The following is a 25,699-nucleotide window of genomic DNA, read 5'->3' as shown; positions in this document are numbered from 1 at the left end:
GGGGGGCAGCACCCCTCAGGAGCGCGGGGAACTGCGCGACCGGCCCCCACGCACCCGAGCACCGCCTGCCGGGCCACCTCGGACTCCACGGCGGGTGAGAACAGGGCCGCCGCGAAACCGATCAGCAGGACCGACGCGAGCACCGCCCAGGCCCGCTCGGCGTACCCGAGCCAGCCGAATCCGGCGATCCGCAGCAGGCACCCGGCGAGGACGACGGGCCGCACCCCGTACCGGTCGGCGAGCGCCCCGCCGACCACGAACAGCCCCTGCTGGCTGAACGTCCGCAGTCCGAGGACCAGTCCGACCAGCCACCCGGCCATCCCGATCGTCCGCCCGAGGTGTTCGGCGAGGAACGGCAGTACGGCGAAGAAAGCGACGTTGAAGGCGAGTTGGGTGAGGATCAGGAGCCTGGGCAGCGGGGTCATGCGGACTTCCGTGACGTGCCGGCGGCTTCGGCGGACGCGGTCACCGCCAGCGCGCCCAGCAGGGCGAGCACCGCGGCGGGGGCGAGGACCGCCCAGGGGGCGCGCTCGGCGTACGGCTGGTTCTCGGCGAGGAGCCGGCCCCACTCCGGGGACGGCGGCTGGGCGCCGAGGCCGAGGAAGCCGAGCGAGGCGAGGGCGAGGGCGACGCCGGGGAGCCGGAGCAGTGCGTGCCGGACGACGGGCGGCAGGACGGCGGGCAGCAGGTCGCGGCGGAGCAGGTACCGGCGGCTCGCGCCGAGGGCGGCGGTGGCGGTGACGTGCAGGGTGGCGCGTTCCTGTCGGAGCAGCGCGGCGGTGTGGGCGGCGAGCGGCGCCCAGGCGACGGCCGCGACGGCGCCGGCGGCGGTGCCGGGTCCGCCGCCGGCGACCGCCGTGACCAGCAGCGCCGCCAGTACGGGCGGGACGGCGTTGACGGTGTCGACGAGCGGTCCCGAGAACCTGGGCAGCAGCCCGAGGAGCACTCCGGCGGCCAGGGCGGCGGCGCTGATCGCCAGGGCGAGCAGCAGGGTGTCGAGGGCGCCGTGCGCCACCCGGGCCAGCAGGTCGCGGCCGAGCGCGTCGGTCCCGAACGGGTGCCCGGCGGACGGGGGTCGGAGCCGTCTGGTGGTGTCGACGGCCAGGGGGTCGCGGGGCAGTCCGGTGACGACGACCGCGAGGAGTACGGCGGCCAGGGTGACCGGGGCGGCCCGGCGGCCCGGTGCGGCGGGCCGCCGCAGGGCGGGCAGCGCTCCGTCGCGCAGGGCGGGTCCGACGAGCAGGCGTACCAGGAGGCGGGTGCCGAGCGCGGTGGCCGTGGCGAGCAGGAGGAGGACGAGGGTGCCGGCCTGGAGGACGGGCAGGTCCTGGGCGAGGGCGGCCTGGAGGGTGGTGCGGCCGAGCCCGGGGATGTCGAAGATCTGCTCCACGGCGACGGCTCCGCCGGTGAGGCCGACGACGAACAGGCCGAGGTTGGGCAGGAGTCCGGGCAGGCAGCGCCGCAGTGCCTGGCGTGCGACGCGGTACCGGGGTATGCCGCGGGCGGCCGCGGCCCTGGCCCAGGGTTCGGCGAAGGCGCCGGGCAGCGGGTCGTCGAGGAGCCGCCCGAGGACGGCGCCCGCGGGCAGGCCGAGGGCCAGGGCGGGCAGCAGCGTCCACCGGGGGCCGTACCAGCCGAGGGCGGGCAGCCAGCCGAGCTGGACGCCGACGACGGTGGCGAGGACGGAGGCGGTGAGGAACTCCGGCAGCGTGGCGAGCACGGCGGAGCCGGTACCGCCGGAGCGCCGGGTGCCGCCGGTGCGCAGGGTGCGGGCGCACACCAGGCCGGCGGTGCAGACGGCGACCCCGAGGGCGACCGTCATCAGCAGCAGGGAGGCGCCGAGCGCCTGAAGGACGGCCGGGGTCACCTCCCCGCCGGAGATCCACGACCGTCCGGCGTCACCGTGCGCCAGCCCGCCCGCCCACTCGGCGAGGAGGTGGAGCGGCCCCTTCTCCAGGCCGAGTTGGGTACGGATGTCGGCGAGCACGTCGGGCGTGGGGTCGCGGTCCTGGGAGCGCGCCTTGAGGACGGTGAGCGCCGGGTCGGTGCCCGCGAGCCAGGGCAGCACCCCGATCCCGCCCACCAGGGTGATGGCGAGCACCGCCCGCCACAGGAGGGTCGGCATGGGTCAGCGCCGCGTCCCGGTGCCGACGAGGACCCGCTCGTACGGGTCGAGGCGCACGCCCTTCACCCCGGCGCCGATGCCGGTGATCACGCGCTGGTGGACCAGGGGGACGACGGCGTCGGTCCCGAGGATCTCCGCCTCGGCGGCCAGCGCCGCGTCCTGCCGCTTCCCGGTGTCGGCGGTGGCCTCCGCCTCGGCCACGGCCCGGTCGACCTCGCTGTCGCACAGCCGGGCGATGTTGTAACCGCCCTCGCAGGTGTGGTCCGAGGCGAGGACGGCGACCGGGTCGCCGGTGTCCACGAGGGTGTTGCGGGCGAGGACGAACGCGTCGAACCTCCCGGCGAGGGCGTCGCTCTCGAGCCGTGAGTAGTCGCGCACGACGAGCTTGACGGCGAACCCCGCCTTTTCCAGCTGCTGCTTCAGCACCTGGGCGACTTCGGGGAGTTCGGGCCGGTTGTCGTAGGTGGCGAGGGTGACGAGGGTGCCCTCGGGCCGCGTCGCCTTCGCGCGCCCCACGGGCTGGACGCGCCCCGCCGCGGCCCAGGTGACGGCGGGCCCGTAGATCCCGGCTCCGGCGTCGGCGTGCCCCTCGTACACGCCCTTGGCGAGCGCGGAGGTGTCGACGGCGGCGCGGGCGGCGGCACGCAGTCCGGCGCTCGCGAAGGGGCCGGACCCGGAGTTGAGGAGGAGGCTGGTGGTGCGGGTGGTGGCGGTCTCGCGCCGGGTGTCCGCGTCCAGGGTGGCGGCCTGGGCCACCGGGATCGCCTCGGCGACGTCGGTGTCGCCGGTGCGCAGGGCGTTGGCGCGGGCGGTGCCGTCGGCGACGAAGCGGACGTCGAGGCCGGCGGCCTGGGCGCGGCCGCCCCAGTAGTCGTCGTACCGGTCGAGGGTGGCGGCGGTGGAGCCGGTGACCCTGGTGAGTTCGAAGGGGCCGGTGCCGGTGCCGACCGGGTCGACGCCGCCCTTGGCCCCGTACGCCTTCGGGGAGAGGACGGCGAGACCGGGGCCGGCCAGCCGCAGCGGGAGCACGGGGTCGGGCGCGCCGGTGGTGACCCGCACCGCGTGGTCGCCCTCGGCCTCGGCGGTGAGGGTGACGCCGGTCAGTGCGGCCGGGACGGGCTTCGCCCCGGTGGCGTGGGTGAGGGCGGCGGCCACGGCGGCCGGGGTGACGTCGGTGCCGTCCTGGAACTCGGCCTCGCGCAGGGTGAACACCCACCTGCGCGGCCCCTCCCTGCGCCAGGACTCGGCGAGGGCGGGCGCGGCGGTGCCGTTGGCGTCGAGCGAGGTCAGCCCTTCGGTGACGCCGAGTCGGCTGAGGATCGTGGCGTCGGCGCCGTACGGCGAGAGGCGTTCGGCGGGCGGGAAGGCGAGGGCGACCCGGAGCCGGGTGTCCTCACCGCCGTCCGTGCCCTCGGCGGCCGGACCGGCGCCGGATTCGGCGAAGCAGCCGGTGAGCAGCGGGGTGAGCAACAGGGCGGTGAGCAGCCGGGGACGGCGCGTGGGGCGCGGGAGCGACATGTTCCTCGGTTCGGTGCGGTGGACGTACGGACGAAGACGATCACCACCCTACATGACAATCATTTTCATTACGCCGGATGACCGCTCATGCCCGCTCACCCCATCGGCACCTCGAAGTGCACGATCCCCTGCCCTCCGCCCGGCTCCTCGCGCTCGTCGAGCACGACCTTCCCGAGCGACCGCCAGAACGCCTCGGCGCCGGGCACGGCGGGGTCGGTGTGCAGGTACACGGCCCGGTACCCGCCGTCGGCGACGGTGAAGTCGACCAGTTCGGCGACCAGTCGACGGGCGATTCCGTGCCGCCTGAACTCCGGCCGCACGTACACCCGTCGCAGCTGAGCGGTCTCCCCCGACGGGTACCGCTCCGCCAGCCCCCGCGGGTTGGGCGGATGGGCGGGACCCCGCGAGTCGAGCGCCCCGGTGCCGACCACCTGCCCGCCCCCGTCGACCGCTACCAGCAGTGCGTGCCGAGGGGAGGCGAGGTAGGCCGCGGCGGGATCGACGATGTCCCCGTGCCAGCGGGGCACGTACCCGGTCCCGAAGTCCCGGTAGACGGTGTCGAGCATGACGGCCCGCGCGCCGTCGAGGTCGTCGGGGGCCGCCGCCCTGATGCTGATGTCATGCACTTGCACATCATATGCATTAACGCCTGGCGGACCATCCCACGAACTCCGCCCAACCGTCCCGGCCCACGGCGACGTGCGGGCGGGACACGTCCTTGGAGTCCCGCACGCAGACCACCTGTTCGGTGACAGCGACCTCGATACAACTGTCTCCCTGGCTACCGCTGTGGCTGGACTTGAACCAGGCGAGTTCCGTGGTGCTCATAGTTCTCCTCGCAGTCGCTTCAACAAGCCCTGCGATTCTGTGGGGTTGAGGGCCTGCGAGCGCAGTGTGTCATAGCGCTGCTGGAGCAGGATCACCTCTTTCACGTCACCGATCAGCCGTCCGTTCTGCTGCCCCTCGGAGTACGCGAACCGCCTCCCCTCCGGCGTCTCCAAGAGTTGCAACGGCCCGTCCAGGCACGCATGCAACCCCGCCGCCAACGGCACGATCTGGAGCGTCACGTTGCGCAGTGCGGCCCGCTCCAGCACGTGGTCGTACATCGCGCGCATCTGCTCGGCGTCCCCGAACCGCCGCAGGAACACGTGCTCCTCGACGATGAAGCTGAACGGCACCGTCGGCCGCTCGTACAGCATCCGCTGCCGCTTCATCCGTACGTCGAGCAGGCTCTCCAGCCCCTCGTCGGTGACCACCGGAATGGTGCCGTCGAACACGGCCCGCGCGTACTGGTCCGACTGGAGCAGTCCCGGCACCAGCCTGCACTCGTACGTGCACAGGCTGACCGCGATCCGCTCCAGCCGGGCCCACCGCCGGAACCACACCGCCAGCCCGGTGTCGCCGCGCGTCAGGAACTGGGCCGCCTTCCGTAACGCCCCGGTGTCCCCGAGCACTTCCTCGGCCCGCTCCACCAGCGCCCGGTCCGGCATCCGCCTGCCCAGTTCCACGGACGCGACCGTGTGTTTGGAGTACCGCACCAGCTCGGCGAACTCGGCCCTGCTGTAGCCGGCGTGCTCCCGCAGGGCGTGGACGACGGCCCCGAAGGTGCGCAGACTGTCGGAGGGGTCGGGCTCGCGCTCCACCTCGCAGCCCGTCACGTCGTCGCCGTCACCCTCGTCCACTTCGTCGGTCATCCGCGGCCACCTCCAGGTACGTTCCCGCGATCAACTCACCCAGAGTGACGGAGGGATCGGAGTACTGTCCACGGAATGTGCTCGTACGCTGACGCAGCGTACGCGGCACACGTGGCGTCAGGCCGCCTTTCTGGTCCGTCCCCGGTGGGCGCGGATGATGTCCGCGTACCGGTGGCCGCTGCCCTTGATCGTGCGGACCTGGGTGTCGTAGTCGACGTGGACCAGGCCGAAGCGCTTGTCGTAGCCGTACGCCCACTCGAAGTTGTCCAGGAGCGACCAGGCGAAGTACCCGGCCAGCGGGGCGCCCTTGCGGGCCGCGGAGGCACAGGCGGCGAGGTGGCCGACCAGGTACTCCTGGCGCTCGGGGTCGTCTATCGTGCCGTCGGGGCGGACCACGTCCGGGTAGGCGGAGCCGTTCTCGGTGACGTAGAGCCTGCGGGCGCCGTACTCGTTCGTGAGGCGCAGCAACAGCGTCTCGATGCCGCTCGCGTCGATCTCCCAGTCCATGCCGGTGCGCGGGACGCCCGCGCGGTACACCGAACGGGCGTAGGGGGCGGGGCCGTCCGGGTCGTCCTCGACGTACGCGGGGAAGTAGTAGTTCAGGCCCAGCCAGTCGAGCGGGGTGGCGATGGTCTCCAGGTCACCCGGGTGTTCGGGGAGTTCGACGCCGTAGGTCTCGACCATGTCGGCCGGGAAGCCACGGCCGTGCACCGGGTCCAGCCACCAGCGGTTGACGTGCCCGTCGTGGCGGCGGGCGGCCGCCGCGTCCTCGGGGCGGTCCGTCGCCGCGAACACCGTGGAGAGGTTGTTGACGATGCCGACCTGGGCGCCGGGCGCGGCGGCGCGGATCGCCTGCGCGGCCAGGCCGTGGCCGAGGAGCAGGTGGTAGGAGGCGCGGACGGCAGCCGTGAGGTCGGTCCAGCCGGGGGCCATCGTGCCCTCCAGGTGGCCGATCCAGGCCGAGCAGGACGGCTCGTTGAGGGTGGTCCAGTGGTGCACGCGGTCGCCGAGGCGTTCCGCGACGACGGCGGCGTAGGCGGCGAAGTGCTCGGCGGTCGCCCGCTCGGGCCAGCCGCCGTGGTCCTGGAGGGCCTGCGGCAGGTCCCAGTGGTAGAGGGTGACCGACGGGGTGATGCCGGCCGCCAGCAGGGCGTCGATCAACTCGTCGTAGAAGTCGAGACCCTTGGCATTGACCGGGCCGTCCCCGCCGGGCCGCACGCGTGGCCACGCGACCGACAACCGGTAGGCGTTCGTGCCCAGTTGCCGCATCAGGTCGATGTCCCCGCGCCAGCGGTGGTAGTGGTCGCAGGCGACGTCGCCGTTGTCGTCGCCCGCGATCTTCCCCGGGGTGTGCGAGAAGGTGTCCCAGATGGAGGGGGCACGGCCGTCCTCGGTGGCGGCTCCCTCGATCTGGTACGCCGCGGTTGCCGTGCCCCACAGGAAGTCGTGCGGGAGTGCGGCGAGGTCGATGGTCACGAAGATCCCTTCGGAACTGGGTGTGTTCACTTGACGGCGCCGGCGGTCAGCCCGGCGACGAGGTAGCGCTGGAGCAGCAGGAACCCGGCCACGACGGGGACGCTCACCACGAGCGAGGCGGCCATGATCTGGTTCCAGTACACGTCGTTGAGCGTGGAGTAGCCCTGGAGGCCGACGGCCAGGGTGCGGGTGGCGTCGTTGGTCATCACCGACGCGAAGAGCACCTCGCCCCACGCGGTCATGAAGGCGTAGACGGCGACCGCGACGATGCCGGGGATCGCGGCGGGTACGACGATCCGCAGCAGCGCGCCGAGCGGCCCGCACCCGTCCACCAGGGCCGCCTCGTCCAGGTCCCGCGGGACCGAGTCGAAGTACCCGATCAGCATCCAGATCGAGAACGGCAGCGAGAAGGTCAGATAGGTGAGGATCAGGCCGCCGCGGGAGCCGAACAGGGCGATGCCGGTGGCGTTGCCGATGTTGACGTACAGGAGGAACAGCGGCAGCAGGAAGAGGATGCCCGGGAACATCTGCGTGGACAGCACGGTGACCGTGAAGACCCGCTTGCCGCGGAACTCGTAGCGGCTGACGGCGTAGGCGGCGAACACCGCGACGACGACCGAGCAGACCGTCGCCGCGATCGACACGATCAGCGAGTTCACGAAGTACTTCGCGAGCGGGACCGTCGACCAGATGTCGATGTACGGGCGGATCGTCAGCCCGCTCGGCAGCCAGCGGAACTTGCCGGTGACGTCCGAGAGGGGCTTGAGCGAGCTGGAGATCATCACGTACACGGGGACCAGCACGAACCCGGTGAGCAGTGTGAGGAAGATCCGCCGGGACCAGAGGAAGGAACGCGGCGGGGCCATGGGCGAGCTGGGACTAGACATCCGAGGTCCTCCGTCCGCGCGAGGTGAGCACCAGGTACACGCCGGTCACGACCAGCAGGAAGAGCAGCAGCAGCACGGACATGGCCGAGCCGGTGCCGAAGTTCCAGGTGACGAAGGAGGCCTGGTAGATGTGGACCGAGATGAGGTCGGCGGCCTCCGGGGCGGACTTCCCGAACAGCACGTACGGCGTGTTGAAGTCGTTGAACGTCCACAGGAACAGGACCAGGACCAGCACCTGGTTGACCGGGCGCAGCGACGGCAGGGTGATCCGGCGGATCTGCTGCCACATGCCGGCGCCGTCCAGGGCGGCCGCCTCGTACAGCTCCCGCGGGATGTTCTGGAGGCCGGCCATCACGATCAGGAAGGCGAACGGCCAGCCCTTCCACACCGACACGGTGAGCAGCGCGTAGAAGCTGTTGTCGCCGATCAGCCAGAAGGACGGCTTGTCCGTGAGGTGCAACTGGTCGTGCAGGACGTGGTTCACCAGGCCGTTGTCGTGCTGGAACATGAACACCCAGGTGATGACGGCCGCGTAGACGGGCAGCGCGTACGGGACGAGGAACAGGGCGCGCAGCAGGCCCCTCCCCCGGAAGGTGTCCTGCATGAAGACCGCCGCCGCCGTGCCGATCAGCCAGCACAGGGCGACGGAGAGCAGGGTGAAGGCGACGGTGACGAAGAAGGAGTGCAGCAGGGCTTTGCCGATCGGGGCGTCGAACTCGACCGACAGCTTGTAGTTGCCGAACCCGGACCAGGGCGCGGTGGTCCAGTCCCGGATGTAGAACTGGGTGAGTTCCTTGAAGCTCATCACGACGCCGATGACCATCGGGACGAGATGGACGAGGAGTTCGAGCAGCAGGGCGGGCAGGAGCAGCAGGTAGGGCAGTCCGACGCGGCGGATCCGCCCGGGGCGGCGGCCCGAGCCGCCCGCCGCCCCGGGGGAGTTCGCACGCACCGGTTCCTGTACGGCGGTGGTGGTGGTGGTCATGGTGCTCAGGCCGCCGGCATCTGCTGCTGGGCCTTCTCCAGCTCGGCCTTGACGGAGTCGGTGGTGATCGCGCGGCCGGCGGCCGCGTCCGCGAACAGGTTCTTCACGGCAGTACCGACGGTGGTCTCGAACTGGGACTCGGAGGCCACCTGGGGCAGCGCCGCGGCGCTGGTGGCGAGGGTGTTCTTCAGGACGGCGTTGGCGGGGGTGGTGAAGGCCGCGGCCCCTTGGGCGGTCTTGACCGGCGGGATGGAGCTGTAGGCGGTGTTGAGGATCTTCTGTTCGTCGTCGCTGGTCATGAACTTCACGAACTTGGTGGCGCCGTCGAGGTTCCTGGTGTTCTTGAAGACGGCCAGGTTGATGCCGGCGACCATCGAGTTGACCTGGGTGCCGGTGCCGGGGGTGCCGGACTGCACGGGCACCGGGGCGATGCCGTAGTCGCTGTCGCTCATACCCTGGGAGGTGAGGTTGGCGGTCGCCGACTGCCAGAGCAGCATGGCCTGCTTGCCCTTGGCGAAGTCGCTCACCGACTGGTTCTGCGCGTACTCGGCGTCGCCGGTCGGGATGACCTTGTCCTTGGCCATCAGGTCGACGTACTGCTGCACCGCGGCCACGATCTTGTCGTTGGTGAAGTCCGGTTTGCCGTCGGAGGTGAAGAAGTCGGCGCCGTGCTGCTTGGCGAAGACGAAGACGTGGTGGATGTTCTCCGAGACGTTGCCGCCCTCGGCGCCGAGCACCGACTTGCCCTTGGCGGAGATCTTCTTCCCGTCGGCGATCAACTCGTCCCAGGTGACCGGGGGTTTGGCGATGCCGGCGTCGGCGAAGATCTTCTTGTTGTAGTAGAGCGCGTACGCCATCGAGTACAGCGGTACGGCGGCCGGGTCCTTGCCCTCGGCGCCGGTGGATTCGAGGGCGGAGTCGACGAAGCGGTCCCTGCCGCCGATCTTTGCGAAGTTCTTCGCGTCCCAGGGCAGCAGCGCACCCGTCGCCTGGAGCGAGGCGCTCCAGGTGTTGCCGATGTTCAGCACGTCGGGGCCCTGGCCCGAGGTGGTCGCGGTCAGGATCCGGTTGAGCAGGTCCGACCAGGGCACGACCTCCAGCTTGACCTTGATGCCGGTCTGCTTCTGGAACTTGTCGAGCTCCGGTTGGAGCACCTTCTTGTCGACCTCGATGCTGGCGCCCTGGTTGGAGGCCCAGTAGGTGAGCGTCTTCGGGGAGTCGTTCGACCCGCCCCCGGTGGACGAACCGCCACCGCAGGCCGTGGCCGCGAGGGCGAGAGACAGGGTGACGGCGCCTACGGCCGCGGCTCGGATGCTGCGCATGGCTCCAGCTGTGCCTTTCCGGGAGTGGAGAACCCCGAGAGGGCTTCACACAGGTCGGCTCCCGAAGCCCCTCACGGCTTAATTTAGGACGTGAGTTAATACTCCGATCAGGGGCGCGTCAAGAGATCCGACACGGGCGCCGACGCGGGCGGCCGGGGGAAGCAGCCGGTTCGGGGGCGGAGGGCGACGGCGCCCGGGGGCGTGACCTGGGGCGAAGCGGGCCGATCCGGGCGGAGCGGTGGCCGGGCGCCGTTCCACAACGGTTGTGTCTCGACGCGGCGCCGGGAGGCGGGTCATGGTTCGCGTCCGCCGGGAGCCGACACCGTTCGGGCCGTCCGCGGCGACCGGGAACGGGTTCAAGTCACTCCTTTTCTCCCCCCTCAGGGAATTGCACGGCTCATTGCCCCGGCATTTTCCGGACATTCATCCGGCCGACGCCGACAACTCCGCGTGCACAGACGGCACTTTCCGCTTCGGCGGTCAAGGCAGCCGCAACTCCAGCGATTGGCCGAAAACCAGGCTTTACGACTCCTGATGGGACATCGGAGCACCCCTTCCCGGCCCGCCACCTGCGGGAGTTGATGTGGAACATGTGTGGACCTTCCGTGAAGCGCCGTTCTGAGCTGAGAAATTGGGATCCCGTCACGGTCAGGGCGGGCACGCAAAGGTCGGGAAGTGGCCCGTGCCGGTGGCCGGTGAACGCTCTCCCGGCGGGAGAGCGGGCCTAATCTGACGCGTGAGCGGGATGAATAGGACCGACAGGCGGACGGATTGGACTGGATTGGACACGGAAAAAACGCGGAGAGCGCCGTTCGCCGCGCTGCGCCCGGGTGCCGCGATGCCGGTCGCCGCACAGGTGCTCATCGCGGGAACGCTGTTCTCCCGTCTGGGTGACACGCTCGCCTCACTGGGCCTGGTGCTGCACGCGGCGGACCGGGACATCCGGTTCGGTGTGACCGAGGTGATGCTCGCCGAGCTCATTCCCACGGTGCTCGCGGCGCCGCTGATCGGTACCGTGGTGGACCGGTTCAGTGCGCGAGCGGTGTGCCTGTGGGCGTTGCTGGTCCAGGCGCTGGCCCTCGGTACGGCCACCGGGGTCGGCGGGTTCCACGTGAAGGTGGCGTTGATCGCGCTGTCGTGCCTGGCCGGAGTGGCCTCGGTGGCCGCCGGGTTCAAGATGCTGCCCGCCGTGGCCGGCGAGGAGCACACGGGCCGGGCGAACAGCCTGCTGACGGCGGGCCTGTCCGTCGCGGGGCTGGCGGGCCCTCCCCTGGCCGGCTTCCTGAACTCCCTGTGGGGCACGCCCGTGCTGCTCGCGGTGGACGCGGCGTCCTTCCTGGTCCTGGCGGGGTGCACCATGCTGGCCGTCCCGGGCACCGTGGACGTGGCGATCGGCCGCCGCCCCGCCACCAGACTCGCGGACGGCTACCGGGCGCTGCGCGACGCGCCGGTGGTGGGCACGCTGATGCCGGCCCTGGCGGCGGCGATCCTGGCCACCAGCATCGAGAACGTCGCGGGCGTCTACTACCTGCGGGACGTCGTCCACGGCAACGACACCGTGTTCGGTCTCTTCCTGGCCACCTGGGCCCTGGGCTCCGTGCCGGGCGCGCTGCTGGCGGGCCGCGCGGGCTGGTCGGACCGGCACACCCTGTTGATCGTCGGCGGCATCATGGGCATGGGGCTCGGCCTCCTCTTCGCCGGTCTCCTCCCGGTCGCAGCGGTGATCTTCCCGCTGTTCCTGCTGGCGGGCTTCGGCAACGGCGCGTGCAACGTCGGCCTGCGCAACGCGGTGCACTCACGGGTACCGGCCGAGGTGCACGGCAGCGCCTGGGCCTGCTTCCAGGCACTGTCCCGCAGCTGCATCGGCCTCGGCTATCTGCTGGGCACCCCGAACTCCCTGGTCTCCAGCCGGGGCCAGGTGATCGTCTCGGGTGTCATCCCGCTGGTCGCCATGGCATGGGCGGCCCTGGTGATGTTCCGCAGGGGCGAGGCGGCCGTGCCGGAACGGTCCGCCTGAGAGACGGAGCGACCGAGCGGGCGGGCGAAGCCGGGCTCCGTTGGTCTAGTCCTCTTGACGGAGGGGGCTTCCGGCGCTTTGGTATGTACCAAACCGCTCCGGCCCACCCCCACCCCTCCGCCCCGATGGGCATCCCGAAAGGGCCAATGTCATGCACCTGGCAAGAATGGCGGCCTCCGCGTGTGCGCTCGCACTCGCGGCCACCGGCGTCACCGTGGCGCTGGCCCCCGCCGGCAGCGCCGCGGCCAACGGCGTCTACTCCGTGGCTCCCTACGTCGACATGTCGAACGGTCAGGAAGGACTGCTCGACACGGCCCTCACCGGCCACGGGCTCAAGGCCTACACGGCGGCCTTCGTGCTCGGCGAGGGCTGCACCCAGATATGGGGGGACACGCTCCCCGTCGGCAACGACCCGTACACCGACCCCGAGATCGCCAGGGCGAGGTCCGAGGGCGCGTCCGTCATCGTCTCCTCGGGCGGCGCCAGCGGCGAACCGCTCGCCTGGACCTGCGCCACCCAGAGCAGCATCGACGCCGGATACCAGGCGATCATCGACGACTACGGCGTCACCCAGCTCGACTTCGACGTCGAGGGCGCGGCGATCGCCGACACCGCCGCCGCGGCCCGTCAGATGCAGGCGATGAAGGACCTGAAGGGAGCCAACCCGAACCTGCGGTTCTCCATGACCCTGCCGGTGCTCACCAGCGGGCTGACCGCGGACGGCGTCAACATCCTCAAGGCCGCGAAGAACGCGGGCCTCAGGATCGACGTGGTCAACCTCATGACCATGGACTACTACGCGGGCACCGGCACCGAGATGGGCCAGGCCGCCGTCTCCGCGGCCCGAGCCACCCTGGCGCAGATGCAGTCCGTCGACCCGGGCTACACCTACGCCGACCTCGGCATCACGCCGATGATCGGCAAGAACGACGACGGGTCCACCTTCACGCTCGCGGACGCCCGGACGGTGGAGAGCTTCGCCGCGCAGAACGGTGTCGGACGGCTGTCGTTCTGGTCGGCCAACCGGGACCAGCCCTGCGGCGGCACCGCCAACTCGCTGCCCACGTGCAGTGAGATCAGCCAGAACAGTCTCGCGTTCACCGACGCGTTCGTGCCCTACCAGGGCGGCTCGGGCGGCGGAGGCACCACCACCGACTTCTCGCTCGCCCTGTCCTCGGCCAGTGCCTCCGTGGTACGGGGCGGTTCGGCGACCGCGACCGTCACCACCGCCGTCACCTCCGGCAGCGCCGAGTCCGTCGCCCTCTCGGCCTCCGGCGCGCCCTCCGGTGTCACCGTCTCCTTCAGCCCCGCGTCCGTGACGTCCGGCGGCCGTTCGACGCTGACCGCGGCCGTCGGCTCGTCCGTGGCCCCGGGCAGCTATCCGATCACCGTCACCGGCACCGCCGCGAGCGGCAGCCACACCGCGACCTACACGCTCACGGTCACCACCGGCGGCGGTGGCAGCGGTGGCGGCTCGCTCTCCAACGCGGGCTTCGAGACCGGCTCCCCCGCGCCCTGGACCTGCACGGGCGGCAGCTCGGTGGTGTCCGGCCCGGTGCACGGCGGGAGCCACAGCCTCCAGGTCACGCCGAGTGCCGGCAGCACCGGCGAGTGCGACCAGACGGTCACCCTGTCCCCCCACACCGCTTACACGCTCACCGGTTGGGTGCAGGGGCCGTACGCGTACATCGGGGTCAGCGGTGGTGCCGCCGCGAGCACCTGGTCGAACGGCACGAGCTGGAACCGGCTGACGGTGAGCTTCACGACCGGCGACAGCGGCACGGTCACGGTCTTCGTCCACGGCTGGTACGGCCAGTCCGCCGTCGACGCCGACGACTTCACCCTCACCTGAAGGCACCGCCGCCACGGCCGGGGCCCTTCTGACGAAGGGCCCCGGGGGCCGGTTCCCGGACGCGTTCCCGGGAACCGGCCCCGCCGCTCTGCCCGTTACCGGCCGAAGCCGTAGGCGAACAGGTGGCCGCTGCCCGTCGCGCCGGTCACCGGCAGGGTGACCGAGGCCACCTGCTTGGTCGCGTCCAGGGGGACCTTCGTGGCGAAGACGTACGTCTTCACTCCGTCACGGCCCCCGCTGCCCGTGTTCCGGTAGGCCGTCGCGACGGCCGTCGTGTCACCGGCGAGCGGCTTGCTGGAGCCGCCGTTGAGGGTCCAGTCGGAGAAGCCGACCGTCGCCTTCGAGGTGGTGCCGTCGGTGTAGGTGACGGTGACGGTGCCGGACACCCCGCTGCCGTCGGTCGGCGCGTTGGCCGCGGAGCCCAGCAGGCCCAGCGAGGCACCCGACGTACCGGCCGGCATCGGGATGGTCTGGCCGGCCATCTCCAGGTTGTCCGGCCGGCCGGAGGTCACCGTCGGCCAGGTGTAGGAGACGCCGTCCACCGTGAGGGTGGAGCCGCTGCCGACGCCCGCCGCCGACAGCGCGTTCTGCGAGTAGGCCCAGCCACCGCTGTCGAACCCGCCGGAGAACGTGGCGCCGTCGGGGTAGACGCCCTCGTTGGTGTCGTACGGCCACAGCGCCCCGGCCTTGGCCACGGCCACCCGCAGGGCCGCCCTCGGCAGTGCCGCACCGGTGCCGTGGTCGGTCAGCGCGAACGTGACCGGGTACGTGCCCTCGTCGGCGCCCGCCGTCACGTGCACCTTCGCCTCGGCGCTGCCCGAGGCGGGCACGGTCAGCGAGCCGGACGCGGTGTCGAGCGTGACGCCGGAGGGCGCCGTCGCCGTCCAGTCGACCGTGACGGCCCGGCTGCCCAGGTTCGTCAGGTCGAGGGTGCCGTCACCGTCCGAACCCGGCTGGAGGACCAGTCCGTTGCCGGGACCGGTGGCGGCCAGCACCCGGCCGCCGCCGGTGGTGTCCGAGGGCGGTACCGCCGCCGGACCGGACGCCCAGGAGGTGTCGGGTGCGGTGCCAAGGGTGAAGTCGAGCGTTCCGGCCCCCTTGAACTGCCCGTACGTCAGCCAGGAGGTGTTCCATGCCTTGCCCTTCACTTTCAGCGCCTGTACGTACGGCGCGTCGGGCGCGGCCTGCGGCGCGTCGATCCGGACCGCCTTGCCGCCGTCGACGGTCACGCGGGCCACCGGGAACACCGGGCTGCCGAGCACCAGGGTGTCCGTGCCGGGGGTCTCCGGGTACATGCCGAGCGCGGACCAGACGTACCAGGAGCTCATGGCGCCGAGGTCGTCGTTGCCGAACGAGCCGACGGGAGCGTTGAAGTACAGGTCCCGCTGGGCCTCGCGGACGGCCGCCTGGGTCTTCCACGGCTGGCCGGTGTAGTCGTACTCCCAGGGGATCTCCACGCTGGGCTCGTTGCTCAGGTCGGCGTCGGTGTTGCCGGGGTGGGTGATGTCGTCGAGGAGGCTGTCCAGGTAGGACGAGTACGCCCCGGCGCCGCCGCGTGCCTGGATGAGCTGCTTCAGGTTGAACGGGACCATCGGCGTGTACTGGGCCGACGTGCCCTCCACGAAGCCGTTGGAGGTGCCCGGGGTGAAGCCGCCGGCGAACTGGCCGTCCTTGTTCTTGCCCCGCATGTAGCCGGTCTGCGGGTCGAAGACGTTCATCCAGTCCTGGGCGCGGGTGGCGAACTTCTCGTACACGGCTGTCCTGCCCAGGGACTTGGCGAAGGCGGCGAGGGCGTAGTCGGCGGAGTCGTACTCCAGTTGGGTGGAGACCGGGCCGTAGAAGTTGCAGCAGTTGTAGTCGTTCTCGTCCAGCGGGAGGTAACCCTTGGCGTCGCGTACCGGCTCGCCGGGGCGGTCGTTGTTCGGGGCGGTGGCCTCGTGCTGGAGTGCGGCGAGGGCCTTGGCGGTGTCGAAGTCCCGCGCGCCGAAGGCGTACGCGTCGGCGATGATCCCGGCGGCCGGGTCGCCGACCATCACATAGCTCTCGCCGTTGTTCGAGGCCCACTTGGGCAGCAGCCCCGTCTGGTCGTAGCCGTTGAGCATCGAGGTGACGACGTCGCCGGCGACCTTCGGCTCGACCAGCGCCATCAGCTGGGTCTGGGAGCGGTAGGTGTCCCAGCCGGAGTAGTTGGCGTACTGGGCTTTCTGGCCCTTGGCCAGCTTGTGGACCTGGTTGTCCATGCCCATGTACTGGCCGTTGGCGTCCGAGAAGACGTTCGGGTGCAACAGCGCGTGGTAGAGCGCGGTGTAGAACTGCGTCTGCTGGTCGGCTGAGCCACCGCCCACCTGGATCTTCTTCAGTACGGCGTTCCAGGCGTCGTGGTTGGCCTTCTCGACGGCGCCGACGTCCCAGTTCCTGATCTCCTTGGCGAGGTTGTCCGCCGCGTTGGCGTCACTCGTGTACGAGATGCCGACCTTCGCCGTGACCGTGCGGTTCGCGGCGGTGTCGAAGGTGAGGTACATGCCGTTCGCGCCGGTCGTGGGCGGCTGGGCGGCCCCGGCCGTCGCGGACAGCCGGGACGCGGTGTCCCCGTGGACCGTCGGGGCCGGTTTCGCCGGGACGGTGAAGTGCTTCTCCTTCAGCGGCTTCGACGTGGACCGCTGCGGGGCCTGCCGGACCTTGCCCGCCGTCAGCGACCTGGCGTCGGGGGTGATGGTGCCGCCGACCCAGGTGCCGCTCGCCGTGAACGCCCGGTCGAACTTGATGTCGAAGTGCAGCGTGTACCGGTTGCCCGCGCCGCAGAAGTGACCGCTGTCGATCGCGCCGCTGATCTCCTTGCCGTTCACCACCCGGACGCGCGTTCCGTCCACCTGGGTGGCGCCCCCGCTCAGCTTGAACAGCAGGTTCGCCTGCTGTCCCGCCGGGAAGGTGAAGGTGCCGAGGCCGGCGCGGGTGGTGTCGGTCAGTTCGGTGGTGACCCCGTTGGCGTCGGTGACCTGGTAGGACCCGATGCCGGCCCGCTCGTCGTGGTGGCTGAAGCCGACGGACGTGCTGCCGAGGTTGCCCGGCAGCGCGCCGGTCACCGGCAGCACGGGCAGGTCGCCCGCGACGGGGCAGCCGGGTCCCGACACGTGGGTGAGGCTGTAGCCGGAGATCTTCTTGTCGGCGTACTCGTAGCCGCCGCCGTCGGGACGGTCCGGTGTCGTGTCGGGGCCCCACTGCACCATGCCGGCCGGCATGTCGGGGCCGGGGAAGGTGTCCACCGCACCGGAGGTGCCGATGAGGGGGTTGACGAGGGACGCGGGGTCCTTGACGAGGGCCGGTGCGGCGGGGCTCGCGGCTTCGGCGCTTCCGATCGCCGGAAGCGGGAGGGCTGCCAGGCCCAGGACGCAGATCACGGCGAGGCGTTGCCGGAATTTCGTGCGGTCGGGTGGTGCGGCTGAACGTCGGGGTCTCACCATCGGTTGCCTCCGCAGCAGTTCGCGCTTCGCATATCAGGCGTCGAGTTTGACAACGTTGCCAGGCACGAGAGTCGAGTGAAACGCGTGCGCTTGTGGCGTGTCAACGAGGCCGGCGAAACTTTCTGCGCGCGAAGTTCACGGAGCGTCAGGCGCCAGCCACGGGCGGCTCGGACCGAACCGCCTTGCCCCTGACGGAAGTTCATGGCCGACGGTACCGGCGTGGAGTTCCGCACGCGGACAGCGCGGATCGCGAACGGCCGCTATTCACAAGCAGGGATAACCACTCAGCTGCCACGGCAATCAATTGACCGTCGATTACCGGATTTTGACCGAGCATTGTCTGGAACTTTTTCGAATTCAGAGGCGCGTTGTGTAGGGCGAAAACAGTCGCGGCGCGCACTCCGTCGCGAGTCGCCGCCCGCCTGACCGCACAACTCCCTTGTTCAACAGCGCACTTGGCTGCTCACCAGCGACAACGTCGGGTGCGCGCCGACCGGGCGAAGCGGCCCCGAAGGGGGTCGATCAGCTTCCCTGTGAGAAAGCTATTCGCTTCCATTGACCTGAACCCGTCAACTCTGCTTTGCTTCTCGGCGTCTGACCACGCATCACCATTGCGACGGCAAGAAGCCGTAGTGCGAACGCTTCTCGCCGCCTTTCCAGCAGTCGGTTCCAGGACGAGAGTTCCCCGCGGGTCGCAACGCCGTGCGTGAGTTCCCCAACTGCCCGGGTCTTCGCCCGTGCAGGCACCCGGCGCCGCTCGGGCCTCCCCTCCTGCTCTGCGACGAGACGGGCGTCAACGCCGACGACCGGAGCCGGCCGCCGGTGATGCGCCCCGTCGACGTTCCATGCACCTCACCTCCGCCGAACCGACGGCGGAGGCCCATGCGAAGAAAGGGCCCCATCACCCATGGGCACTCCCCACCTGCGCGGCGCAGCCCGAGCGACCCTGACCGGTCTCGCGTCGTTGTCCCTCGTCACCGCTGCGGCACTCGCCTCCGTACCCCAGGCGGCAGCGGCCCCCCAGGCCACGGGCCACACGGCGAGATCCAACCCCTACAGCCCCGCCTACCAGCACCCCTACCGGCACGGTGTCATACCGACCATCCAAGGGAACGCCAGGATGAAGTCCTGGGCGGCCGGCCACCCGGCCGCCGCCGCGGCGACCGGGCCGCAGACGCTGTCCTACGGCGGCGGCATCGACGGCATCGGAGTCCAGAGCGGCCACTCCAAGGTCTACCTGGTCTTCTACGGCTCGCAGTGGGGCACCCAGAGCACCAACGGCAGCGGCGACGCCACGTTCTCCGGCGACCCGGACGGCGCGGCGCCGGTCACCCAGGAGATGTTCAAGGGCATCGGCACCGGAAACGAGCGGTGGTCCGCGGACCTCACCCAGTGGTGTGACGGGCCCAACGTGTCATCGGGCGCCACCAGTTGCCCGTCCAACGCGAACTTCATCCCGTACCAGAGCGGCGGCGTGCTGTCCGGCGTGTGGTACGACAACTCGGCGGCCTCGCCGAGCGCCGCGACCGGGCACCAACTCGGCGCCGAAGCCGTCAAGGCTGCTGGGCACTTCGGCAACACCACCGCCGCGTCCAACCGTGACGCCTACTACATCATCCTCTCGCCGCACAACACCAACCCGGACAGCTACCAGGGCCAGTACTGCGCCTGGCACGACTACAACGGCGACAGCACGCTCACCGGCGGTCCGGTCTCCTCCTCCTACGGGGACATCGCGTTCAGCAACCAGCCGTACAACATGGACTCCGGCTCCGGCTGCGGCGTCGGATTCGTCAACTCGCCCGGCACGCTTGACGGCTGGACCATGACGCTCGGCCACGAGTGGCACGAGATGATGTCCGACCAGAACCCGGCCGGCGGCTGGACCAACCACACCGGCAGCTCGTACGACGGCCAGGAGAACTCCGACGAATGTGCCTGGCTCTCGCCCGGCAGCACGGGCGGGGCGGCCAACGTCGCCATGGGCACCGGCACCTTCGCCGAGCAGGCCAGCTGGTCCAACGACACCAACAACTGCGCCATCTCCCACGCGATCGTCGGCGGCGGCAGCAGCGGCGGTGGCGGTGGCGGCACCCTCACCAACGGCACCTTCGAGACCGGCAGCCTGTCGAGCTGGACCACCAGCGGCAGCACCTCCGCCACCGCCTCGGCGGCGCACAGCGGCGGCTACGGCGCGATGGTCGGCTCGACCAGCCCGACGAACGCCTCCTCGGTCTCCCAGTCCTTCACCGCGCCGTCCGGCACCAGCAAGGTCTCCTTCTGGTACGACGTCACCTGCCCGGACACGGTGTCCTACGACTGGGCGACGGCCACCCTCCAGGACACCACGGCCGGTACCACCACGACGCTGCTCGCCAAGACCTGCACCCAGGGCGCAGGCTGGAAGCAGGTCTCCGGCACCGTGACCGCGGGCCACGCGTACACGCTCACCCTCACCAACAACGACGACGGCTACGCGGGTGACGCGACCTACACCTACTACGACGACGTGACCGTCTCCTGACCCCTCGACCCGTAGGTGGGGGCGGCCGTCGGCCCGCCCCCACCGCCGTCCGACCGCCCCACCGGGCGGCATCCACCGGAGGGCCCGTGTTCCGTTCGCCGGTCCGCACGTTCCCCGCCCGGCGCGCACTGTGCGCCGGGCTCGCCGTCCTGGCCGCGGCGGCCACGACGGCCGCCCTGGGCGGCTGTTCGCCCGGCCGCACCGGGTCGGCGGTCCCCTCCCCGCCGTCGCGTGCTCCGGCCTCGTCCGGGTCCTCCACCCGGTCGGTCGTCCTCGACGAACGGGCCCGCGGGACCACGGTCCGGGTGACCACCGGCACGCTCGTCGTGGTGCGCCTGCACAGCGCCCACTGGTCGACCCCGGCCGGCTCGGACCCGCGGGTGCTCACCTCCCTCGGCGGCGGAACCACCGCCACCGCGACCTGCCCGCCCGGCCGCGACTGCGGCATCTCCTCCGCGCGGTTCACCGCCCTGCGGCCCGGCACAGCTCGAGTCACCGCCGGACGCGACTCGTGCGGGGAGGCCATGCGCTGCCCACCGGGCCAGGGACGCTACGACGTCACCGTGACAGTCACCCGGTAGCCCTGCGGGACTGGCCGAAAGGGTTATTGGCAGCCACTGACAATAAGGTGCTACGGTCGAAAATGCCGGAAGATCGCGTTCCGAGGTCCAGAAGGAGGACCATGAACGTCACCGCCGAGCGTTCCCGCCTGCCCTTCGCACGACCGAATGTGCTCGAACTCGCACCGCTCTACGAGGTGCTGCGCCGGGAGGCGCCCATCACCGCGGTCACCACGCCGGCCGGGGATCCGGCCTGGCTCGTCACCCGCTTCGACGACGTGCGCGACATCCTGAGCGACAAGCGGCTCGGCCGCTCCCATCCCGAGCCGGAACGGGCGTCCCGCATCACCACGGCCGCGGTGCAGGAGGGCCCCACGGGCAACTACGCCACCGAGGAGGCCGACCACACCCGGATGCGCCGGCTGCTCACCCCGGCCTTCTCCGCCCGGCGGATGGTGATGCTCTCCGATCACGTACGGCAGCTCGTGGACGGCTGCATCGACCGGCTGCTCGCCGAGCGGGCCGCCGCCCCGGACGGGGTGGTCGACCTGCACGCCGGGCTGGCCTTCCCGGTGCCGGTCGCGGTCATCTGCCGGCTGCTCGGCGTGCCCGAGAGCGACCGCGACCACTTCGCCTCGCTGTCGGAGCGCATGGCCGACCACTCCATCGGCGACGCGGCCCCGCGGGCGCGGGACGAGTTCAACGAGTACATGATCACGCTCGCCGAGGCCAAACGCGCCCGGCCGGGCGAGGACGTCATCTCCGATCTCGTCCGCGCCCAGAGCACCGACGAGGCCTACGACTACGACGAGATGATCCGGCTCTGCGTCGGGCTGCTGTTCGCCGGGCACGAGACCACCGTCAACCGCATCGGCCTGGGCACGCTCTTCCTGCTCACCCGCCCCGAGCAGTGGCGGGCGCTGACCGCGGACCCCGCCGGCCGGGTGAACGCCACCGTCGAGGAGATCTTGCGGCTGGGCGCGCCCGGTGACCTGGGCCTGCTGCGCTACGCCCACACCGACGTCGACATCGACGGGGTCACGATCCGACGCGGCGACGCCGTGATCCTGTCGATCAACTCGGCCAACCGGGACGCGTCCGTCTACCGCGACGCCGAGACCTTCGACCCCGACCGTCCGGAGCGCAACCATCTCGGATTCGGCCACGGCCCGCACTTCTGCATCGGGGCGAGCCTGGCCCGCACGGAACTGCGCGTCGTCTTCGCGGCGATGGCCGAGCGCCTGCCCGGCCTGCGCCTCGCCAAGGACGTCGACGACCTGGAGGTGCGCACCACCCTCACCGGTGGCGTCAGGGAGCTTCCCGTGACCTGGTGAGGGCGGCGCGCCCGCCGCCCTCACCCCGCGTCGCGCAGCCGTGCCGCCAGAGAGGTCAGCGGTTCGGTCTCCTCGGTGTGGCCGAGGGCGGTGAGACGCCCGACCGCGCCGTCGAGCCGGGCGAGAGCGGGGTCGGTGCGCTCCAGGTAGCGGCCCTCCACGACCGCCGCGAGCCGGACGCACTCCGCCCACTCACCGGCCTGGTCCTGGTCGGGCCCCGGTTCGCCGAGCAGGCCGAGGGCCTTGTCCAGGGCGGCCAGGGCGGTCTCGTACTCGTCGGCGTAGGCGTTGACCCGTCCGTGTTCGTAGGCGAGGGCGCTGTCCAGATCGCGGCCGCGGACCGGGTGTCCTGCGGCGCGGGCCTCCTCGGCGATCCGGCCCGCGTCGGCGAGCACGGCGAGGGCGTCGGCGAGGCCCTCGGCACCCTGCCGCTCGGCCTGGAGGCGGGCGAGTTCGCGCAGGCAACTGCTGAGCTGCTCGTAGCGGGGAGCCAGGGCGTGCGCGGCGAGAGCCTGGTCCGCGGCCTTTCGGGCCGGGCCGAACTCGCCGCACTCGGCGAGGAGTACGGCCGTCTCCGAGGCGATCATGGCGTGGCTCGCCGGGTCGTCCTCCCAGCCGGCCGACTCGGCCGCGAGCGCGGCGTACTCGGCGGCCGCGGCCTTGAGGTCCTCCCCCGCGTGCAGCGCGCGGGCACGGCACGGCCGCAGCTGGGCGACGAGCCGGGGCCACGTCGTCGAGGTCCCGGGTGCGCAGGGTCAGTTCGAGCGCGTCCAGCAGGGGCGCGCGGTCGAGGCGGGCGGTGCGCCGGTCGGCGTGGGCCGTGGTGCCGTTGCGGGCGTCGAAGCCGGCGGCGAGGTCGTCGGCACGGACGCGCACCTCGGCGCGCAGGCCGGCCACCGTCCAGCTGCGGCCCGGGTGTCCGGCGGCGGGCAGGTCGCCGTGACCGAGGGCTTCGACGCGCTGGAGGAGCACCTCCACGCCGGTGAGGAAGGCGAGCAGGTCCAGTGGCGAGTCCACCTCGTCGAAGAGATTCCGGTTCTCCGCGTGATCGTTCCGGTGCAGCATAAGGGGGCCCACCGACAGGCATTCCACAGGGTTTTCACGGACGGCGGTGACCGCGCGGCCGCGGCCGCGAACTCCAGGAGCCACCAGTCGACTTGTTCCGGTCACGCGGAAGCAGAGAGCTGGGCGCGCACCCATGCGGGGTCGGGGTTGGTGTGCGGTCGGCCCGCCACCACGACGGTCGGCACCGTCTCGTCGCCGTCGTTGGCCGCTCTCACCGCCGCGGCTCCTTCCGGGTCGCGCCAGATGTTCACCCAGTGCAGCCGCCGGGCGTCGCGGCCCAGGCGGATGCGCAGGCGCATGCAGTACGTGCAGCCCGGACGCCAGAAGACCACCGGGCGGCCGTCGACCGCGCTGCGTCGTCGTGCCTCCGCCGCACCGATCGATCGCGGGAAGACCAGGGGCGAGTTCACACCGGCGAGCACCAGGAACACCAGCAGGACCGCCGTGGCTGTGCCGGTGTCCCCCTGGAGGACCGGCCCCGTCGCGAGGGCCGAGCCGCAGACCGTGAACAGCACCGGCAGGATCCACACGCGCGTCATGGTGACGCAGGCTACCGTGCGGGCGGTGCAGCGGCCGGCGCGCGTACGGAAACTCCGGTGCACCGGCTCGGGCGTCTCTGCGATCATCCCCTGATGGCGCACAGTCTCGAATCGCTGGTCATCCGGCACGCCCACCGCCTTCCCTCCCCCAGCGGCTCCGCCGGTCAAGGAGCCCCCGCCGCCCGGCAGTTCGACGCGGCGCTGACGTCCGTGGGCTTCAAGCTCTCGGCGGAGCTGCTGGAACGGCTGTCGGGGCTGGCCGAGGACGCGGTCGTGCACACCGCCAAGCGGACGCTGCGCACCGTGAGCGAGATGGTGGGCGACCACGTCCGGCACAACGCGTACTTCATCGACTTCCCGGCCAACGTGCCGGACACCGAGGAGTTCTGGACGCGGTGCGTGGCGCGGGCGCTCGGCGACGAGAAGGCGCGCGACACCGTGCTGACGCAGCTGCGGGACGGGGTGCTGAACCTGCTCAGCCTCCCCACGTACGGCCGCTACCAGCACACGTACGAGGAGATGCTCGCGGCCCAGGACGAACTGATCGCCTCGGCGGGCGACCGGGTCACCGTCCTGCACCTGGGCCAGGACCTGGACGACGAACTCACCGAGCTGTACCTGGCGCTGGCCGGCAGCACGACCCCGCTGAACGAGGACGACCTGCGCGACCTGAAGACCCTCGCCGAGCGGTGCGCGCTCGGACCCCAGCCGGAGGCGATCCCGGTCCGGGAGCACCGGGCCGTCGTCAACGCGGGCCGGCTCGGCGCCGGGGCGGACCTCCTCCTCGACACCGTCACCGACGTGCTGCGGCTGGCCTGCGCGCTGTCGGACGGGGACGTGACCCTGCGGGAGCCGACGCGGTTCCGGGCGCTGTCGCGGCCGGTGCGCCGGAGACTGCTCGCGGGTCTGGACGCCGTGGTCGCGGCGAACCCCGCGAAGCTCGCCGACGTGGCCGCGCACCGGGAGCCGTTCAAGCGGCTCGGCGAGCGTCTCCACCCGCACGAGCACCCGGGCCGGCCGCACGCCGCCGAGGTGTTCGCGGTCGCGCGCGGCGAGAAGGCGGCGCCTTCCTTCGACAGCCTCTTCGAGAAGCTGCTCGAGGCGTACGACGTCCGGGGCGCGGTGGACCTGCTGAGGTCCGCTCCCGGCAGGCTGTTCCGCTCCCTGGATCTGCTGCTGCGCATCGCCGCCGACCAGGAGGAGCGGGACGCGGTGGTGGCCGCCGCCGTACAGGTCGCGCCCGATGTCTCCGGCCGGGTGGTGCTCTCGGTGCGCGAGCATCTGCACAACCGGGAACGGGAGAGCGGCCGGCCTCGGATCTTCGTCAACCGCCGGGGCCGCGCCTGGGTGACCCCCGACGACCGGCCGCCCGTGCCGGACGCCGACCGCGACCGTCTGATCGCCGCCCTCGACGCCGAGATACGCCGTCGGCTCCCGGCGCCGGACCGGCTGCTGGTCGACCCCGACGTCCTCGACGTGGCGCTGCCGCTCAGCGGCCGGGCGACCGCGGCCGGGCTCGGTGTGCTGCCGCGCGGGTCGGTCTCCACGGTCGACGGCGATCAGCTGCGCTTCTTCGTGTACTGGAAGCAGGCCAGGGCCCGGACCGACTTCGACCTGTCGGCGCTGCTGCTGCACGCCGACTACAGCACCGATTCCTGGCTCTCCTACACCTCGCTCAGGGCCGTGGGGGGCGAGCATTCGGGCGACGTCACCGAGGCGCCGGACGGGGCCTCGGAGTTCATCAACCTGTCCCTGGACCGGGTGCGCAGCACCTTCGTCGTTCCTCAGGTCAACATCTACGCCGGCGAGAACTTCGAAGAGGTCGAGGAGTCGTTCTTCGGCTTCATGCTGCGCGACGCCGAGCAGAAGGGCCGGCCGTTCGAGCCGCGCACCGTGCGGATGAAGTCGGAGCTGCGCGGGGTGGGCCGGGTGGCGCTGCCGCTGGTGTTCCGGCGCGGGGACGACGGCCGGTGGCGCGCGAAGTGGCTGCACCTGTACCTGAAGGGCCTCTCGACGGAGAACCGGGTCGAGGAGAACCAAGCGTCGGTGTCGACGGTGGTGCGCGCCGTCGTGGAGCGCGAGCAGTTGACGGTGGGGTACCTGATCGACCTGATGTCCGGCGACACCACGACCGTGGACCTGTGGGGCGGCGAGCGGGTCCCGGACGAGCCCGTGACGTACATCGGCCTCGAACGTCCCGAGGGACTGCACCCGGACTCGCGGATCGTCACCGTGGAAAACCTGCGCGACCTGATCCCGGGCTGAGTGCTAGCGTTGGCCATGGCGAGGCCATGAAGGGGCTTCCTTCTCAAACTCCTTTACAGATACGAGTTCCTTCGC

Annotated in this window: 17 protein-coding genes and 2 pseudogenes; 6 read left to right on the top strand and 13 right to left on the bottom strand. The window is 71.4% G+C overall.

Annotation, left to right across the window (positions count from 1 at the left end):
- Positions 1 to 59: 59 nt before the first annotated feature.
- The 10 genes and pseudogenes from AB0958_RS24465 to AB0958_RS24420 form a co-directional block, all read right to left on the bottom strand.
- A pseudogene (locus AB0958_RS24465) lies at positions 60 to 425 on the bottom strand (MFS transporter); the annotation flags it as partial.
- A complete protein-coding gene (locus tag AB0958_RS24460) occupies positions 422 to 2,125 on the bottom strand; it encodes an ABC transporter permease subunit (RefSeq protein WP_366892593.1) in 1,704 nt (567 codons plus the stop codon). The gene AB0958_RS24460 and the pseudogene AB0958_RS24465, both read right to left, overlap by 4 nt.
- A gap of 3 nt (positions 2,126 to 2,128) precedes the next feature.
- Positions 2,129 to 3,643 (bottom strand): ABC transporter substrate-binding protein, encoded by a 1,515-nt coding sequence (locus AB0958_RS24455; RefSeq protein ID WP_366892592.1) that lies wholly within the window; start codon positions 3,641 to 3,643, stop codon positions 2,129 to 2,131.
- 95 nt (positions 3,644 to 3,738) lie between these two features.
- A complete protein-coding gene (locus AB0958_RS24450; protein ID WP_366892591.1) occupies positions 3,739 to 4,269 on the bottom strand; it encodes a GNAT family N-acetyltransferase in 531 nt (176 codons plus the stop codon).
- Between the two features lie 16 nt (positions 4,270 to 4,285).
- The gene (locus AB0958_RS24445; RefSeq protein ID WP_366892590.1) at positions 4,286 to 4,471 is read right to left on the bottom strand and encodes a DUF397 domain-containing protein; all 186 of its coding nucleotides are present in this window, start codon (positions 4,469 to 4,471) and stop codon (positions 4,286 to 4,288) included.
- Positions 4,468 to 5,337: a helix-turn-helix transcriptional regulator gene (locus tag AB0958_RS24440; protein WP_366892589.1), complete on the bottom strand. Its 870-nt coding sequence runs from the start codon at positions 5,335 to 5,337 to the stop codon at positions 4,468 to 4,470. Before AB0958_RS24440 ends, AB0958_RS24445 begins: the two co-directional genes overlap by 4 nt.
- Positions 5,338 to 5,454: 117 nt before the next feature.
- Positions 5,455 to 6,819, bottom strand: coding sequence for a GH1 family beta-glucosidase (locus tag AB0958_RS24435; RefSeq protein ID WP_366892616.1), 1,365 nt, complete (start codon positions 6,817 to 6,819; stop codon positions 5,455 to 5,457).
- Positions 6,820 to 6,839: 20 nt separating this feature from the next.
- A complete protein-coding gene (locus AB0958_RS24430; protein ID WP_366892588.1) occupies positions 6,840 to 7,700 on the bottom strand; it encodes a carbohydrate ABC transporter permease in 861 nt (286 codons plus the stop codon).
- Complete coding sequence (locus AB0958_RS24425; RefSeq protein WP_366892587.1) at positions 7,693 to 8,685, bottom strand: sugar ABC transporter permease; 993 nt, start codon at positions 8,683 to 8,685, stop codon at positions 7,693 to 7,695. The genes AB0958_RS24430 and AB0958_RS24425 overlap by 8 nt, the downstream gene beginning before the upstream one ends.
- 5 nt (positions 8,686 to 8,690) lie before the next feature.
- On the bottom strand, positions 8,691 to 10,007 hold the full coding sequence (locus AB0958_RS24420; RefSeq protein WP_366892586.1) for a sugar ABC transporter substrate-binding protein: 1,317 nt from the start codon (positions 10,005 to 10,007) through the stop codon (positions 8,691 to 8,693).
- An 838-nt stretch (positions 10,008 to 10,845) separates the two neighbouring features.
- Between AB0958_RS24420 and AB0958_RS24415 the strand changes: the two genes are divergently transcribed.
- Both AB0958_RS24415 and AB0958_RS24410 read left to right on the top strand, forming a co-directional pair.
- Positions 10,846 to 12,024 (top strand): MFS transporter, encoded by a 1,179-nt coding sequence (locus tag AB0958_RS24415; protein WP_366892585.1) that lies wholly within the window; start codon positions 10,846 to 10,848, stop codon positions 12,022 to 12,024.
- A gap of 151 nt (positions 12,025 to 12,175) precedes the next feature.
- Positions 12,176 to 13,876 (top strand): carbohydrate binding domain-containing protein, encoded by a 1,701-nt coding sequence (locus tag AB0958_RS24410; RefSeq protein WP_366892584.1) that lies wholly within the window; start codon positions 12,176 to 12,178, stop codon positions 13,874 to 13,876.
- 95 nt (positions 13,877 to 13,971) lie between these two features.
- Here AB0958_RS24410 and AB0958_RS24405 read toward each other — a convergent pair whose 3' ends face one another.
- Positions 13,972 to 17,337, bottom strand: coding sequence for a lectin (locus tag AB0958_RS24405; protein WP_366892583.1), 3,366 nt, complete (start codon positions 17,335 to 17,337; stop codon positions 13,972 to 13,974).
- Positions 17,338 to 18,244: 907 nt separating this feature from the next.
- On the opposite strand from AB0958_RS24405, the gene AB0958_RS24400 reads away from it, so the two are divergent.
- From AB0958_RS24400 to AB0958_RS24390, 3 genes are all read left to right on the top strand, one after another.
- On the top strand, positions 18,245 to 19,861 hold the full coding sequence (locus AB0958_RS24400) for a hypothetical protein (protein ID WP_366892582.1): 1,617 nt from the start codon (positions 18,245 to 18,247) through the stop codon (positions 19,859 to 19,861).
- A gap of 86 nt (positions 19,862 to 19,947) precedes the next feature.
- Complete coding sequence (locus AB0958_RS24395; RefSeq protein WP_366892581.1) at positions 19,948 to 20,442, top strand: hypothetical protein; 495 nt, start codon at positions 19,948 to 19,950, stop codon at positions 20,440 to 20,442.
- A gap of 101 nt (positions 20,443 to 20,543) precedes the next feature.
- Complete coding sequence (locus AB0958_RS24390) at positions 20,544 to 21,755, top strand: cytochrome P450 (RefSeq protein WP_366892580.1); 1,212 nt, start codon at positions 20,544 to 20,546, stop codon at positions 21,753 to 21,755.
- Between the two features lie 20 nt (positions 21,756 to 21,775).
- On the opposite strand, the pseudogene AB0958_RS24385 reads toward AB0958_RS24390, so the two are convergent.
- Positions 21,776 to 22,799, bottom strand: a pseudogene (locus tag AB0958_RS24385) (hypothetical protein); the annotation flags it as partial.
- A 122-nt stretch (positions 22,800 to 22,921) separates the two neighbouring features.
- Positions 22,922 to 23,359, bottom strand: coding sequence for a glutaredoxin domain-containing protein (locus tag AB0958_RS24380; RefSeq protein ID WP_366892579.1), 438 nt, complete (start codon positions 23,357 to 23,359; stop codon positions 22,922 to 22,924).
- Between the two features lie 93 nt (positions 23,360 to 23,452).
- Here AB0958_RS24380 and AB0958_RS24375 point away from each other — a divergent pair, with 93 nt between their 5' ends.
- Positions 23,453 to 25,624 (top strand): hypothetical protein, encoded by a 2,172-nt coding sequence (locus AB0958_RS24375; protein ID WP_366892578.1) that lies wholly within the window; start codon positions 23,453 to 23,455, stop codon positions 25,622 to 25,624.
- Positions 25,625 to 25,699 lie beyond the last annotated feature (75 nt).

Origin of the sequence: Streptomyces sp. NPDC006655, assembly GCF_040703965.1 — a bacterium.
GTDB lineage: Bacteria > Actinomycetota > Actinomycetes > Streptomycetales > Streptomycetaceae > Streptomyces.
This window is presented reverse-complemented; position numbering and strand designations above follow the sequence as displayed.

Coding starts and splice junctions, on each gene's coding strand:
- AB0958_RS24460 (WP_366892593.1), bottom strand. CDS start 2,125: ATGCCGACCCTCCTGTGGCGGGCGGTGCTCGCCATCACCCTGGTGGGC.
- AB0958_RS24455 (WP_366892592.1), bottom strand. CDS start 3,643: ATGTCGCTCCCGCGCCCCACGCGCCGTCCCCGGCTGCTCACCGCCCTG.
- AB0958_RS24445 (WP_366892590.1), bottom strand. CDS start 4,471: ATGAGCACCACGGAACTCGCCTGGTTCAAGTCCAGCCACAGCGGTAGC.
- AB0958_RS24440 (WP_366892589.1), bottom strand. CDS start 5,337: ATGACCGACGAAGTGGACGAGGGTGACGGCGACGACGTGACGGGCTGC.
- AB0958_RS24430 (WP_366892588.1), bottom strand. CDS start 7,700: ATGTCTAGTCCCAGCTCGCCCATGGCCCCGCCGCGTTCCTTCCTCTGG.
- AB0958_RS24425 (WP_366892587.1), bottom strand. CDS start 8,685: ATGACCACCACCACCACCGCCGTACAGGAACCGGTGCGTGCGAACTCC.
- AB0958_RS24420 (WP_366892586.1), bottom strand. CDS start 10,007: ATGCGCAGCATCCGAGCCGCGGCCGTAGGCGCCGTCACCCTGTCTCTC.
- AB0958_RS24415 (WP_366892585.1), top strand. CDS start 10,846: ATGCCGGTCGCCGCACAGGTGCTCATCGCGGGAACGCTGTTCTCCCGT.
- AB0958_RS24410 (WP_366892584.1), top strand. CDS start 12,176: ATGCACCTGGCAAGAATGGCGGCCTCCGCGTGTGCGCTCGCACTCGCG.
- AB0958_RS24405 (WP_366892583.1), bottom strand. CDS start 17,337: ATGGTGAGACCCCGACGTTCAGCCGCACCACCCGACCGCACGAAATTC.
- AB0958_RS24400 (WP_366892582.1), top strand. CDS start 18,245: ATGGGCACTCCCCACCTGCGCGGCGCAGCCCGAGCGACCCTGACCGGT.
- AB0958_RS24390 (WP_366892580.1), top strand. CDS start 20,544: ATGAACGTCACCGCCGAGCGTTCCCGCCTGCCCTTCGCACGACCGAAT.
- AB0958_RS24380 (WP_366892579.1), bottom strand. CDS start 23,359: ATGACGCGCGTGTGGATCCTGCCGGTGCTGTTCACGGTCTGCGGCTCG.
- AB0958_RS24375 (WP_366892578.1), top strand. CDS start 23,453: ATGGCGCACAGTCTCGAATCGCTGGTCATCCGGCACGCCCACCGCCTT.